Origin of the sequence: Rhodococcus sp. 05-2254-6, assembly GCF_002258565.1 — a bacterium.
In the GTDB taxonomy this organism is placed as follows: domain Bacteria; phylum Actinomycetota; class Actinomycetes; order Mycobacteriales; family Mycobacteriaceae; genus Rhodococcoides.
The window spans coordinates 1-14,421 of record NZ_NOZF01000105.1 but is presented as its reverse complement, the minus strand read 5'-3'; the positions used below and the strand labels follow the sequence as shown (position 1 = coordinate 14,421).

Sequence of the window (14,421 nt, the reverse complement as noted above, 5' to 3'; positions counted from 1 at the left end):
GGCGCTCCGCGGGTGTGAGTGTCACGTGCTGCGACGACGATGTTGTCCGGTACTTCGCTTCGTCGACACGCCGTGTTACCTGAATCACAATTTTTGTTCGGTGTGGTACCTACTCGGACCAAGCCGGGTGGGAATCGGCACCGAAGTACTGGTGAGCGTTCAGGAGAGGACGCGCGTTGCCAGTGAGGAGATCGGCCATGAGTTTCGGCATGGACAGGCTCGAGGACGTTGTGCCCCGCGCCGTTGCGGGAGATCGACTCGCTCTCGAACAGGTGCTGGTGTTGATCCAGCCACCGGTTCGCCGATACTGCGCCGCCCGCATCGGAAATCTCGACGTCGCCGCGGACGATGTGGTGCAAGAGGTCTGTCTCGCACTGGTCACCGCCATCCCCAAGTACCGCGACATGGGCAAGCCCTTCATGGCGTTCGTGTACGGGATCGCCGCGCACAAGCTGGCCGACGCGGGCCGTAAATCGGTACTGCGGCAGTCGTTCTCGATCGACGAGATGCCGGAGGAGCAGTCCACCGATGCCGGGCCGGAGCAGCTCGCGCTCGGCGACGAACTGCGTAGCCACACCCAGGCATTGATGGACACCCTGCCGACGAAGTACCGCAAGATCATCCTGATGCGAGTCGTGTGGGGAATGACGGCACCGCAGACCGGCGAAGCACTCGGAATGACGGCCGGAGCCGTGCGAGTGGCCCAGCATCGCGCGATGAACATGCTGCGCGCCGAGCTGTCGAATTTCTCGCTGCTGGCGGCGCGCGCAGTCGCCTGACAACACCTCGCGGGCAGGGCTACGGGGACGAATGTCCGAATCGCCGGACTGAGTAACCGGAGCTACATGTTCTCAAGACACTTCGGCAACGTGGCGGTTCTACGTTGTTGACCCATGACCGCCGTACAGCCTGCGCCGACAGACACCGCGCTCAAAGAGACGCTCGAGGACTACACGCTGCGCTTCGCGCCGCGTAGCTACCGCAAGTGGGGAACCGGAGTCGTCGCGACATCCGCCCTCGGCGGCATCGCGTATCTCGCGGACTTCGCCATCGGTGCCAACATCGGAATCTCCTACGGAACCGGCAACGCGCTCTGGGGCATCCTGGTGTTCGCCGTCGTGATCTTCCTGACGGGACTTCCGCTCGCCTACTATGCCGCCCGCTACAACATCGACCTCGATTTGATCACGCGGGGAAGCGGTTTCGGATACTACGGATCGGTTGTCACCAACGTCATCTTCGCGACGTTCACGTTCATCTTCTTCGCGCTCGAAGGCTCGATCATGGCGCAGGGACTCGAACTCGGCCTGGGCATTCCGTTGCCCATCGGCTACGCGGTGTCCACGATCATGGTCATCCCGCTGGTCATCTACGGTATGAAAGCCCTTGCCAAGCTGCAGGTCTGGACCACTCCGCTGTGGCTGGTGCTGATGGTGCTGCCGTTCGTCTACCTCGTGTTCAGCAATCCCGATTCGGTCGGCGAGTTCTTCGCCTACGGCGGTCAGGACGGTGCCGACGGCAAGGGGGTCAACATCGGATCGGTGATGCTCGCGGCCGGCGTGTGTCTGTCGCTCATCGCGCAGATCGCCGAGCAGATCGACTACCTGCGTTTCATGCCGCCCAAGACTCCCGAGAATTCCCGACGCTGGTGGACCGCAGTGCTTCTCGCCGGTCCGGGCTGGGTCATCTTCGGTGCGCTCAAGCAGGTCGTCGGACTGTTCCTCGCCGTGTACCTGATCGCCAACGTGGTCGACGGATCCACCATCGCCAACGAGCCGGTGCACCAGTTCTTGGAGATCTACGAGAACTTCATGCCGGGCTGGCTCGCCATGACCCTCGCGGTGATCCTGGTCGTCATCAGTCAGATCAAGATCAACGTCACCAACGCGTATTCCGGGTCGCTGGCGTGGACCAACTCCTACACCCGCATCACCAAGACCTACCCGGGGCGCATGGTCTTCGTGCTCTTCAATCTCGCGATCGCGCTGATCCTGATGGAAGCCAACATGTTCAGCTTCCTCAACGACATCCTCGGCTTCTACGCCAACTGCGGTATCGCGTGGATCGCCGTGGTGGCGTCGGACATCGTCTTCAACAAGTACATCCTGAAGCTCTCACCCAAGGTCCCCGAGTTTCGACGCGGCATGCTCTACAACATCAATCCGGTCGGCTTCGGATCTATGGCGGTGTCGGCCATCCTGTCGATTCTGGTGTTCTTCGGAGCATTCGGACCGGCGATCAAACCGTACTCGCCGATCGTGGCTCTCGTTCTGGCACTGATACTTCCGCCCATCCTGGCGGTGGCAACCAAGGGCAAGTACTACCTGCGGCGTACCGATGACGGCATCGATCTGCCGATGTTCGACGAGCACGGCAACCCGTCCGACGCACTCGTGATGTGCCACGTCAGCGGTATGGAATTCGAGCGACCCGACATGATCGCGTCCAACGTGCCCGGGCCCAACGGGGAGAAGCAGTACATCAGTTCACTGTCGCTGAGCACCGACAAGACGGGGGAGCACATCCTGCCCCCGCAGTAGCGACTTCGTCGCAGGTGAGTGGAAACTCGTAGTGGAGCCCGAGTTTCCACTCACCTGGCGAGTCAGCGTCCTCGGAACTCGGGATCGCGACGCTCGAGCATCGCGTCGACAGCCTCGGAATGATCCTCGGTGTGGTGCGCGATGGCCTGAAAGGCGGCGGAGAGTTCGAGCAAGGATTCCAGACTCTGCTGCTGGCCCTCGCGCAACAACTTCTTCGTCATACGCAGTACCTGCGGTGGGTTGGCCGCCACGCGCCGAGCCAGCGCGTGGGCAGCGTCGAGCAGATCCTCGGGCTCGACGACCCGAGAGACCAGGCCCCATTCCAATGCCGTAGCGGCGTCGATGGCCTCGCCGGTGAACGCCATTTCGCTCGCCCGTGCCATGCCGATGGCCCGGGGGAGCAGCCAGGCCCCACCGTCTCCGGGAATGATGCCCACCTTGGCGAAACTCTCGGCGAATGTCGCAGTGGTCGAGGCGATTCGAAGATCGCACATCAACGCCAGATCGCAACCGGCTCCGATGGCTGGGCCGTTGACCGCGGCGATCGTGGGAATCTCGCAGTGATACAACGCCTTCGGGATTCGTTGAATGCCGTGGCGGTAGCCCTGCCGCAACTCGGCCGGGCTACCACCGAACATTCCCTGCTTGTCCCGCATGTGCTTGACGTTCCCGCCCGAGGAGAATGCCGAACCGGCACCGGTCAGGACGGCAACCCTGATCGATGGATCCCCGTTCGCGTCGGCGATCGCGGCCTCGAGGGCGTCGATGGTCTCCATCTCGGAGATGGGATTACGGGCCTGGGGGTTGTTCAACGTCCAGACGACCACGTCGCCTTGTCGTTCGGTAAGAACAGGTTCTCTCACGGTCGGGCCTTTCGTTGCTCGGCCGCAGTGGCGCGGTTGAGTGCCGCCTGGGGCACACAACCACACCACTGCCGCAGGCACTCAGATGGTGCGGGTCAATCGATCGGCCAGCAGACGCGAGAACTTCGCCGGGTCCTTGAGCTCGGTGCCTTCGGCCAACAGGGCCGTCGCATAGAGCAATTCGGCGGTCTCGGCGAGGTGCGGATCGTCACTGCGATCCTCGCGAGCTTTCTTCAGTCCCGTCACCAGGTCGTGGGTCGGGTTGAGTTCGAGGATCCTCTTGGAGGTCGGCACGAACTGTCCCGACGCCTTGTACATCTTCTCGAGCTGCGGGGAGAAGCTGAACTCGTCGCCGACGACGCAGGCCGGGGACGTGGTGAGCCTGGTGGACAGGCGCACCTCCTTGACGTCCTCGCCGAGGGTCTCGGTCAGCCACGTGAGCAGGTCGGCGAACTCCTTGTCCTGCTCCTCGCGCTTGGCCTCGGACTCCTTCTTCTCCTCTTCGGTGTCGAGGTCCACCTCGCCCTTGGCGATGGACTGGAACGACTTTCCGTCGAAGTCGGTGACGTTGCCGACCCACACCTCGTCGACCGAATCGGTGAGCAGCAGCACCTCGAGCCCGCGAGCCTTGAAGGCCTCCATGTGCGGCGAGCTCTCGATCTGCTGACGGGATTCACCCGTCATGTAGTAGATCTGCTGTTGGCCGTCCTTCATCCGGTCCACGTACTCGGCGAGGGTGGTCACACCCTCCTCGGAGTTGGTGGACGCGAACGAGGAGATGCCCAAGAGGGTTTCGCGGTTGTCGGCGTCGGAGATCAGGCCCTCCTTGAGGACCGTGCCGAACTGCGACCACAGCGTCTTGTACTTGTCGGGCTGCTCGCTCTGCAGTTCCTTGACCGTGGAGAGCACCTTCTTGGTCAGGCGTCGACGGATCGCACGGATCTGCCGGTCCTGCTGCAGGATCTCGCGAGAGACGTTGAGCGAGAGGTCCGCTGCGTCGACTACGCCCTTGACGAAGCGCAGGTACTCGGGCAGCAGTTCCTGCGAGTCGTCCATGATGAACACGCGCTTGACGTACAGGTGCACGCCGGCCTGGCTCTCGCGCATGAACAGGTCGAACGGTGCCTGCGACGGAATGAACAGCAGCGCTTGGTATTCGAACGTGCCCTCGGCCTTGAACGGGATGACCTCGAGCGGCTCGTCCCAGGCGTGGCTGACGTGCTTGTAGAACTCCTTGTACTCCTCCTCGGACACCTCGTCCTTGGAGCGGGTCCACAGAGCCTTCTGAGAGTTGATCGTCTCCGTCTCGATCGTGACGGTGTCCTCGCCGCCCTCTTCTTCACTCTTGACGCGCTTCTCGACGTCGATGCGAATGGGCCAGGCGATGAAGTCGGAGTACTTCTTGACCAGTTCCTTGATCTTGCGCTCGGACGCGTAATCGTGGAGGTGGTCCTCCTCGTCGGCGGGCTTGAGGGCCAGCGTCACCGAGGAGCCCTGCGGGGCGTCGTCGACGTCGGTGATCTCGTAGGTGCCCTCGCCGGTGGACTCCCACTGGGTGGCCGTGCTCTCGCCCGCCTTGCGGGTGAGCAGCGTGACCTTCTCGGCCACCATGAACGTGGAGTAGAAGCCGATGCCGAACTGGCCGATCAGTTCTTCGGAGGCGGCCGCGTCCTTGGCTTCCTTGAGCTTCTTGCGAACCTCGGCGGTGCCGGACTTGGCCAGCGTGCCAATGAGGTCGATGACCTCGGCGCGCGACATGCCGATGCCGTTGTCGCGGATGGTCAGCGTGCGGGCCGCAGCGTCGATGTCGATCTCGATGTGCAGATCCGAGACGTCGACGTCCAGGTCCTTGTTGCGGTACGACTCCAGGCGCAGCTTGTCCAGCGCGTCCGAGGAGTTCGAGATCAGTTCACGGAGAAAGCTGTCCTTGTTGGAGTAGATGGAGTGCACCATCAGATCCAGGAGCTGACGCGTCTCCGCCTGGAATTCGAGCTGTTCGGTACTCAATGTCTCCCCTTCTAGCAGCAAAACCGACGCGAATATTCTACGGCAAGACTACGGGTGAGCTGCGAAGACGTCGGCGCCGCCTACTGTGGTGGCCGTGACGAAGACGAAGTTCGTTCTGGGAGCAACGGCGGCACTGAGCGGGGCCTGGTTGGCGCGTGCGCTGTGGGGTCTGCCGTCGGCCATCGGTGCCCGACGCGTGCACATCACTCCGTATGCCGCCGGGTCTCCGCGATACCGCGATCGCCGGTTCCACAACTCCGACCCGAGCTCGAGCTACGTACCGGGGCGCGGCGAGAAGGGACAGCAGAACATGTTCGTCTCGCTCGTCACCGAACGCGGCAAGGGCAGGCCGCAACGCCCGATTCCGTTGGCGCCGCCCATCGCGCCGGTGGACGCGGGCGAGCTGGCCGTCACCTGGTACGGCCACTCGAGTGTGCTCGTCGAGGTCGACGGCTATCGCGTCCTCGCCGATCCGGTGTGGAGCAACCGGGTGTCCCCGTCCTCGGTGGTGGGCCCGGCACGGCTGCATCCGACGCCGGTCGAGTTGGTCGACCTACCGACGGTCGACGCCATCGTGATCTCCCACGATCATTACGACCACCTCGACAAGGCGACGGTGCAGAAGCTGGCGAGTACACAGTCGGCTCCGTTCGTCGTGCCGCTCGGCATCGGCGCTCACCTGCGTAAGTGGCGGGTGCCCGACGAGCGCATCATCGAGCTGGACTGGGACGAGCAGACCAACATCGGCGGCCTCACTGTCACGTGCACCGAGGCTCGGCATTTCTCCGGCCGCGGTCTGACCCGGGACTCCACGCAGTGGGCGTCCTGGGCCTTCGCCGGTCCGATTCGACGCGTCTTCTTCGGCGGCGACACCGGCTACACACCGAAGTTCGCCGAGATCGGCAGCAACTACGGCCCCTTCGACCTGACGCTGCTGCCCGTCGGGGCCTACGACGCCCGGTGGCCGGACATCCACATGAATCCCGAGGAAGCGGTCACGGCGCACATCGACCTGACGGCGTCGGGCATCTTCGTTCCGATTCACTGGGCCACGTTCAACCTCGCCTTCCATCCGTGGTCCGAGCCGATCGTGCGGCTGCATGCCGCTGCGCAGGACGTCGGTGTGCAGGTGGCGGTACCGATGCCGGGCCAGCGCATCGACGGCACCCGAACCCTGCACGACGATCGCTGGTGGTCTCGGCTCGGCTGAGCGGGTTTAAGCTGCACGCATGTCTATCGAGGCCGATGCTCAGCGGGACACCGGGCTGACCGAGGCGGACGTCGCCAGGCTCAGGGCCGAGGGAAAATCCAACGACGTTCCGGCCCGTGCTTCTCGGTCGGTTCGCGACATCGTCCGCGGCAACGTGTTCACCCGAATCAACGCCATCCTCGGTGTGCTGTTGATCATCGTGCTCTCGACGGGCTCGGTGATCGACGGCATGTTCGGGCTGTTGATCGTCGCGAACAGCGGCATCGGCATCGTGCAGGAGATTCGCGCGAAGCGCACGCTGGATCGGCTGGCCATCGTCGGACAGAACAAGCCCCAGGTTCGACGCGAGGGTGTCTCGAAGCAGATTCCCCCCGACGAGGTCGTGCTCGGCGACATCGTCGAACTCGGTCCCGGTGATCAGATCGTCGTCGACGGTGAGGTGATCGAGAGCGCAAGCCTCGAGGTCGACGAGTCGTTGCTCACCGGCGAGGCCGACACGGTGCACAAACTCGAAGCGACGCAGGTGCTGTCGGGAAGCTTCGTGGTCGCAGGCAGTGGGGCGTACCGTGCGACGAAGGTGGGCCGAGATGCGTACGCGGCCAAGCTCGCCGAGGAGGCGAGCAAGTTCACGCTGGTCAAGTCCGAGCTGCGCAGCGGTATCGACAAGATCCTGAAGTTCATCACGTACCTGATGATTCCGGCGGGCGCGCTGATCATCTACAACCAATTGTTCTCCAGCGGTCAGGCTTTGAAGCCGGCCCTCAACGGTATGGTCGCCGCGCTCGTTCCGATGGTGCCCGAAGGCCTGGTGTTGATGACGTCCATCGCATTCGCGGTGGGTGTGATCCGACTCGGTCAACGGCAGTGCCTGGTCCAGGAGCTGCCTGCGATCGAAGGCCTCGCCCGCGTCGACGTGGTGTGTGCGGACAAGACCGGAACCCTCACCGAGAACGGTATGCGGCTGTCCGAGTTGATGCTGATGGACGAGCACGATTCCGATTCCGTCACAGCGGCTCTCGCATCTCTGGCGCACGACGATCCGCGGCCGAATGCGAGCGTGCAGGCCGTCGGCGAAGCGTATCCGGACGCGCCCGGGTGGACGCAGAGCGCCGTGGCCCCGTTCTCCTCGGCCAAGAAGTGGAGCGGACTGTCCTACGGCGACCACGGGAACTGGCTGCTCGGTGCACCGGACGTGTTGCTCGACGCCTCCTCCGACATTGCTCGTCGCGCCGAGGAAACAGGCTCGCGTGGACTCCGGGTGTTGTTGCTCGCCAGCTCGGACCGCTCGGTCGACGACGACGAGGCACCCGGTGTGGTGACACCGCGTGCGCTGGTGATTCTCGAGCAGAAGGTGCGCGAGGATGCCCGAGACACGTTGGAGTACTTCGCAAGCCAGCACGTCGAGGTCAAGGTCATCTCCGGCGACAATGCCGTCTCGGTCGGTGCGGTCGCGGGTTCGCTCGGGCTGCCCGGCGGCGACGCCCCGATCGATGCGCGTGATCTGCCCGAGGACTCCGAGAAGCTGGCCGACGCCGTGGCGTCCTCCACCACGTTCGGCCGGGTCCGGCCCGATCAGAAACGGGCGATGGTGGGCGCGTTGCAATCTCGCGGCCACACGGTCGCGATGACCGGCGACGGCGTCAACGACGTGCTCGCACTCAAGGACGCCGATATCGGCGTCTCGATGGGTTCGGGAAGTGCGGCCACCCGAGCCGTCGCGCAGATCGTGTTGTTGGACAACAAGTTCGCCACGTTGCCCTACGTCGTGGGGGAGGGGCGACGCGTCATCGGCAACATCGAACGTGTCTCCAATCTGTTCCTCACCAAGACCGTGTACTCGGTGTTGCTGGCGTTCCTGATCGGGCTCTCGGGTGTGCTCTCCCAGATCTTCCACTTCGAGCCGATTCCGTATCCGTTCCTGCCCCGGCACGTGACGATCGCGGCATGGTTCACCATCGGAATCCCGGCGTTCGTTCTCTCGCTCGCGCCCAACAACGAGCGGGCGCGCAGCGGATTCGTCTCGCGGGTGATGCGGCTGGCCGTCCCGTCCGGTCTGATCGTCGGCTCGTGCACGTTCGTCTCCTACCTGCTGGTCTACGCGGGCCCCAACGCCAGCGAGACCCAGGTGACGCAGGCCAGTACCACCGCGCTGATCACGTTGATCATGATCGCGCTGTGGGTGTTGGCCGTCGTCGCGCGGCCCTACAACTGGTGGAAGATCCTGCTGCTCGGTGGGTCGGTCGGTGGCTATCTGCTGCTGTTCGCAATCCCGTTCTGCCGCACCTTCTTCAAGCTCGATCCGTCGAACGTCGGAGCCACCACCAGTGCGTTGATCATCGGCGGCATCGGTATCGCGCTCGTCGAGGTGGCTCATCGATTCGGATCGGTACTACGCAATCGGCAGAACGAAACGTAGGCTTCCGGGTGTTCCGTTGCACCCGACCGGCAGGAGAGTTTCATGGGCTTCGCAGACAATTTGAAGGGCATGGTCGACAAGGGCAAGGACCTTGCGGCCGAGAACTCGGACAAGATCGACGACGTCGTGGAGAAGGCTGGGGACTTCATCGACAACAAGACCGGCGGGAAGTACTCCGACAAGGTCGACAAGGTTCAGGACGCAGTCAAGAAGGCGATTCCGGACAAGTAGGACCTTTCGGTCTTCTGCATCGGTGATCGTGGCCGTCGGTCGTACCCCGGGGTGCGGCTGACGGCACAATCGTCGGGGTGGACGGACCGATTCTTCTCCTCGTAGTCATCTTCGCGATCGCAGTCGCCGGTTTCGCCAGGCGCATCGATCTGCAAGTGCCGCTCGTCCTGGTCACCGTCGGCTCCATCGCCTCGTTCGTTCCCGGGGTGCCGCACGTCAGCCTGTCGCCTCAGCTGATCCTCGGCGTGGTGCTTCCGCCGCTGCTGTACTCCGCCGCGCTGGATTTCTCGTTCGTCACGTTCAGGCGAAACCTCGGACAGATCCTTCGGCTCGGACTGGTCATGGTGATCGTGACGACGGTGGCCGTCGGCTGGTTCGCCAATCTGCTGATTCCGGAGCTGACCTTGGGTGCGGCTCTGGTCCTCGGTGCCGTCGTCGCCCCGCCCGACGCGGTGTCCGCCGTCGCCGTCGGCCGCAAACTCGGCCTGCCCGCGCGAATGATGGCGATCCTCACCGGCGAGTCCTTGGTGAACGACGCGGCCGCGTTGACTCTGTTCACCCTGGCCGTCGCGTCGGTGACGGGCAGTCGAATCGAACTGGGCTCACCGGTGCTGTTCTTCCTGTACGAGATCGTCGGCGGTGTTCTGGTCGGATTCGTCCTCTCGCGCATCGTTCGTTTCGTGCGAAACCGGATCGCCGACTCGGCGCTCGAGACTGTGCTCGGACTCGTCCTACCGTTCGCGGCCTATCTGGCGGCCGAGGAAATTCATGCCTCCGGTGTGCTCGCTGTCGTCACGGCAGGCTTCGTTCTGGGCCGCGTCACTGCCGACGTCTCGGTCTCCACGAGGGTCCAGGAACGGCAGGTGTGGCCCACGCTGGATCTTCTGCTCGAAGCATTCGTGTTCGCCTACATGGGTTTACAGCTGAAGTTCGTCATCGAAGAGGTCCAGCGTGAGGGGTTGCCGGTCCACCACGTGTTCGCCTATGCGCTGCTGGTGCTCCTGGCGGTCATAGCGGTGCGTCCAGCATGGATCTTCGCAAATTCCGGTCGAAACATACTGCTTCGCAAGCTGTTTCGGCGATCTGCGCCCAGCGAAGCCGGATTGACGTGGCAGCAGAACCTCGTGCTCTCGTGGGCGGGCATGCGTGGGGTGGTCACGCTCGCTGCGGCGGCCGGTGTGCCGCTGACCACCGTGCTCGGCGACGAATTCCCCGGCCGCGCAGTGATTCAGGCCGTGGCCTTCGTCGTCGCGGTCGGGACGTTGCTGCTGCAGGGGCTGACGCTTCCGCTGCTGATCCGCCGACTCGACGTCGCAGATCCACTCGAGCAACAGCGCAACGACAATCAGCGGCTGCTCTCGCAGGCCATCGCCCGTACCGCGGCGGAGGACTATCTCCAGCGCGCTGCGAAGGACGGAATTGCAGGAGTGGACAGCGAACGTGTCGCGGAGGTGATCGAGCGCGTCCGACGCTCGGTGCGCGCTCGATTGGATGCCGACGAGACCGAGGATCGCGAGAAGCGGATCGCGGCGGCAGGAGCGTTGTTCGATTCGCTGCGGCACAACGTCCTGGTCGCGCAGCGAGCGGCACTCATCGCGGCCCGCGACTCGGGGGAGTTGGAGGACGAAGCTCTGCGGGCAGTGTTGAATGGCTTGGACGTGGAAGAAATTGCGGCGGAAGCCCGCATCGCACGACGCACGACGTAGACGAACGCAATGTAGGAGCGCAGAGACAGTGAGGTCGACCGGACCGGTGGTCGCCGCAGCACTGGTGTTCGCCCTTGCCGCGTGCAGCACTCCCGCCGCCGAATCGGTCGACCCGGACCCCGTGCAGTCCGCAGTTTCCGCTCCGGCACCCGAGGGCTCCGAACGCGGTGAGATCGTGTCGTCGATGCTGTTGGGTCAGGTCGACATCGGGGTCGCCTACCTCGGCGCGACCGCCACGAAAATCGTCTACCGCACCACCGACGGGGTCACCGGAGGCGGCACGGAGACCTCGGGAACGGTGTTCGTGCCCAAGGGGTCTGCGCCGCCGGGAGGCTGGCCGATCGTCTCGGTCGGGCACGGAACCACCGGTGTCACCGACGAGTGTGCGCCCTCGCTGTACCCGAATCTGTTGGGCACCATCGGCCTGGTGACGCCGTTCCTCGAACGCGGCACGGTGGTCGTGGTGACGGACTACCAGGGCCTCGGGACTCCGGGAGATCCGGCCTACCTCGACCGGGACGCCGCAGCGTACGACGTGATCGACGCGGTGCGTGCCGCCCGCAACGTGGTTCCCGACGTCGGCACCAGGTGGGGCGCGGTGGGCACCTCCCAAGGCGGACAAGCGGTCTGGGCGGCAGCCGAGCGCAACGGCGACTACGGCGACGGTCTGCAACTGGTCGGAGCCGCGGCGCTCTCGCCCACGGCCGATCTGACGCGATTCTTCGCGCCCGAGACCGAGCAGAGCGTGCCGCGTCAGCTGCTGGTGCCCTATCTCTACGAGGGTCTGCGCACCGCGGATCCGAGTGCCGAACGCTCCGACTACATCCGCGGCACGTTCGCCGACAACGTGACTGCCCTGACCGCCTGCAGTGACCTGCTCGGCTTCTCCAAGGCCGACGCCGGAGCCGTCCTCGATCCGGCCGATGCCCTCCCGGACTCCGAGGAGGCATCGGATCGGATGAGGCGGTGGCTCGAATCGGAGGCGCTACCGACCACTCGCACCGGGGTACCGCTGTTCGTCCTGGTCGGCGAACGCGACGACCTCATCGATCCCCGGTGGACCCGCGACGCGGTAGCGCGGGCCTGCGCACTCGGCGACGATGTCGAGCTTCGCTCCGAACCGGAGCAGGGCCATGCCGAACTGGCCGCCAACGGCATCGGAGTCGACTGGCTCGTCGAACGCTTCCTGAACGTGCCCACCTCGACCACGTGCGCGCGATGACCGCGGCACTGGCGGCACTGGCGGTGATCGTGGCCGTGATCGTCTCGGTGATCGCCGTGATCAGCCTGCGCGGTCGACGTGACCTCACCACACCTGCCGAGCGGGCCGTCCACGCCACCCTGCACACCGCCTCGCTGGCGGCCAAGCCGTTGCGCGACGGTCTCGACGCTCGTTCGGCCGCCGCCGCCGCGCCGCATCTGCGGGTGCTGACGGGTGCGGATGCTCTGGGCATCTGCGATCCCGACGGTTCGCTGCTGGCCTGGGACGGGCCGTGGGACGAGCTGACACCGGCATTCGTCGAGGCGGCGAAGCGGGCGGTGGACGGGCAGCGGCGCGTCCTGGTGCGTCTGCCGCTCGGGTCGATCCACGAGGTGAGAGCGCTGGTGGTGCAGCCGTTGGTCGTCGACGAATCTCCGGTGGTCGGGGTGTTGGGGGCCGCTGTCGTCGCCGAGCCAGGACCGGGCATGCTCGGGGCCATCGCCGAGGTGGCTCGCTATGCGTGCGGGCAGATCGAACTCGCCGAACTCGATGCGTCGAGAGCGCGGTTGGACCGCGCCGAGGTGCGGGCCCTGCGCGCACAGATCAGTCCGCACTTCATCTACAACGCATTGGGCACGATCGCGTCGTTCGTGCGCACCGACCCGGATCGGGCGCGGGAGCTGGTGCTCGAGTTCGCCGACTTCACCCGATACTCGTTTCGCAACGCAGGAGAGTTCACGGTGCTCGCGGACGAGCTACGCAACATCGATCGGTACCTGATGCTCGAACGCGCCCGCTTCGGCGACTCCCTGCAGGTCACGTTGCAGGTCGCGCCCGAGGTGTTGGGCGTCGCCCTGCCGTTTCTCGCGCTGCAGCCGCTCGTCGAGAACGCCGTTCGGCACGGCCTGTCCGGCAAGGCCGACGGCGGCCGCGTGACGATCATCGCCGCCGACGAGGGCACCGACGCAGTGATCAGTATCGAGGACGACGGTGTGGGGATGGACCCCGAGGTGTTGCGCTCGGGAAGCCTGCACACCGAGGACGCGGCCCATGTCGGATTGGCGAACGTGGACGATCGGCTGCGGGCAGCCTTCGGAAACGACTACGGTCTCGTAGTGGACACCGCACCGGGCGCAGGCACCAAAGTCAGCATGCGGGTGCCCAAATTCAGGCCGGGAGTGCGGGCATGACGCAGGCTGCCAAAGACAACCCCGGCCGCGGATTGGTTGTCCTCGCCGTCGACGACGAGCGCCCGGCGCTGGACGAACTCGCCTTCCTGCTGCGCCAGCAGGAGACCGTCGCCGAGGTGTTCACAGCGCAGGACGCCACCACTGCCCTGCGACAGATCCAGAACACCGCCGCCCCGGGGCAACCAGTGGTGGACGCGGTCTTCCTCGACATCAACATGCCGGGGCTCGACGGTCTCGAACTGGCCGGCATCCTGTCGGCATTCGCGCGGCCACCCGCGGTCGTGTTCGTCACCGCCCACGACGACCGGGCACTGGCTGCCTTCGATCTCGGTGCCGTCGACTATCTGCTCAAGCCGTTGCGGGAGGATCGGCTCACCGAGGCGCTGCGCCGGGTGCTGCTCGCGCGGCGTCGACCAGCCGAGTCCGCGGACACCTCGGCCGACGAGGTCATTCCCGTCGAACTCGGCGGAACCACCACCCTGGTGCACCGGTCGTCGGTCGCGTGGGTCGAAGCCGACGGCGACTACGCGAGACTGCACACCTCCAACGGCTCACACCTGGTGCGCATACCCATCTCGGCTCTCGAAAGTCGTTGGGCCGATGCCGGATTCCTGCGCGTGCACCGCTCCTACCTGGTCTCGCTGCGGTTGGTCACGGGGATCCGCAGCGTCGGTTCGGGTCTGGTGGTGTGCCTGCGGGCCAGCGGGAACCTCGCTGCCTGCGAACTGCCGGTGAGCCGACGGCACGCCAGAGAACTCAAGGACAGACTGGTCCGCGGTCCGTTGCAATCGTGGTCGTCTCGGTGACGAGGGATCGGCAGTGAGCCAGCCGCACCGACAACGGGTGGTGCTCTCGCAACGTCGCGGCGCACGGATGGTGCGCACCCGCGTCGAAGTGCAGGAGCAGACCGAGGTCGGCGACGCTCTGGTTCGTAGCCTGGTTCGCGCGCAGCTGTTGCTGTCGGTGCGCCTGGCGGTGATGACGCTGTCGATTCTGTTCGCAATTCCGTTGCTGGGCATGCTCCTCGCCCGCTTCACCGACGTCGCGCCGTTCGGTA

11 protein-coding genes and 1 pseudogene are annotated in these 14,421 nt (G+C 65.1%); 10 read left to right on the top strand and 2 right to left on the bottom strand.

Translation table 11 applies throughout. The features are described 5' to 3' along the window. The first annotated feature begins 197 nt into the window (after nt 1-197). A complete protein-coding gene (shbA, locus tag CH256_RS12455; protein ID WP_068051103.1) occupies nt 198-779 on the top strand; it encodes an RNA polymerase sigma factor ShbA in 582 nt (193 codons plus the stop codon). Between the two features lie 114 nt (nt 780-893). Further along, entirely contained in the window at nt 894-2,540 is a 1,647-nt protein-coding gene (locus tag CH256_RS12450) for a purine-cytosine permease family protein (RefSeq protein WP_068051105.1), read from the top strand. A gap of 62 nt (nt 2,541-2,602) precedes the next feature. Here the strand turns inward: CH256_RS12450 and CH256_RS12445 are convergent, their stop codons facing one another. Then, a complete protein-coding gene (locus CH256_RS12445; RefSeq protein WP_094669752.1) occupies nt 2,603-3,403 on the bottom strand; it encodes a crotonase/enoyl-CoA hydratase family protein in 801 nt (266 codons plus the stop codon). Between the two features lie 81 nt (nt 3,404-3,484). After that, entirely contained in the window at nt 3,485-5,410 is a 1,926-nt protein-coding gene (htpG, locus tag CH256_RS12440) for a molecular chaperone HtpG (RefSeq protein WP_094639499.1), read from the bottom strand. A gap of 94 nt (nt 5,411-5,504) precedes the next feature. Here htpG and CH256_RS12435 point away from each other — a divergent pair, with 94 nt between their 5' ends. The 8 genes and pseudogenes from CH256_RS12435 to CH256_RS12400 form a co-directional block, all read left to right on the top strand. Beyond that, entirely contained in the window at nt 5,505-6,620 is a 1,116-nt protein-coding gene (locus tag CH256_RS12435; protein ID WP_094639799.1) for an MBL fold metallo-hydrolase, read from the top strand. Nucleotides 6,621-6,639: 19 nt separating this feature from the next. Continuing rightward, nucleotides 6,640-9,036: an HAD-IC family P-type ATPase gene (locus CH256_RS12430; protein ID WP_094639500.1), complete on the top strand. Its 2,397-nt coding sequence runs from the start codon at nt 6,640-6,642 to the stop codon at nt 9,034-9,036. A gap of 42 nt (nt 9,037-9,078) precedes the next feature. Then, a complete protein-coding gene (locus tag CH256_RS12425) occupies nt 9,079-9,267 on the top strand; it encodes an antitoxin (protein WP_068051116.1) in 189 nt (62 codons plus the stop codon). Nucleotides 9,268-9,344: 77 nt separating this feature from the next. Further along, nucleotides 9,345-10,973, top strand: coding sequence for a Na+/H+ antiporter (locus tag CH256_RS12420; protein ID WP_068051118.1), 1,629 nt, complete (start codon nt 9,345-9,347; stop codon nt 10,971-10,973). Between the two features lie 28 nt (nt 10,974-11,001). Next, nucleotides 11,002-12,195, top strand: a complete 1,194-nt coding sequence (locus CH256_RS12415; protein ID WP_094669751.1) for an alpha/beta hydrolase — start codon at nt 11,002-11,004, stop codon at nt 12,193-12,195. Beyond that, nucleotides 12,192-13,364 carry a sensor histidine kinase gene (locus CH256_RS12410; RefSeq protein WP_094669772.1) on the top strand — a complete coding sequence of 391 codons (1,173 nt, stop codon included), beginning with the start codon at nt 12,192-12,194 and terminating at the stop codon, nt 13,362-13,364. Before CH256_RS12415 ends, CH256_RS12410 begins: the two co-directional genes overlap by 4 nt. After that, nucleotides 13,361-14,170 carry a LytR/AlgR family response regulator transcription factor gene (locus tag CH256_RS12405; protein WP_094639503.1) on the top strand — a complete coding sequence of 270 codons (810 nt, stop codon included), beginning with the start codon at nt 13,361-13,363 and terminating at the stop codon, nt 14,168-14,170. Before CH256_RS12410 ends, CH256_RS12405 begins: the two co-directional genes overlap by 4 nt. A 67-nt stretch (nt 14,171-14,237) precedes the next feature. After that, nucleotides 14,238-14,421: pseudogene (locus CH256_RS12400) on the top strand (hypothetical protein); the annotation flags it as partial.

Excerpts from the sequence above, each read along its gene's own strand:
- CH256_RS12430 (WP_094639500.1), top strand. The coding sequence starts at position 6,640 with ATGTCTATCGAGGCCGATGCTCAGCGGGACACCGGGCTGACCGAGGCG.
- shbA (WP_068051103.1), top strand. The coding sequence starts at position 198 with ATGAGTTTCGGCATGGACAGGCTCGAGGACGTTGTGCCCCGCGCCGTT.
- CH256_RS12450 (WP_068051105.1), top strand. The coding sequence starts at position 894 with ATGACCGCCGTACAGCCTGCGCCGACAGACACCGCGCTCAAAGAGACG.
- CH256_RS12410 (WP_094669772.1), top strand. The coding sequence starts at position 12,192 with ATGACCGCGGCACTGGCGGCACTGGCGGTGATCGTGGCCGTGATCGTC.
- CH256_RS12405 (WP_094639503.1), top strand. The coding sequence starts at position 13,361 with ATGACGCAGGCTGCCAAAGACAACCCCGGCCGCGGATTGGTTGTCCTC.
- CH256_RS12425 (WP_068051116.1), top strand. The coding sequence starts at position 9,079 with ATGGGCTTCGCAGACAATTTGAAGGGCATGGTCGACAAGGGCAAGGAC.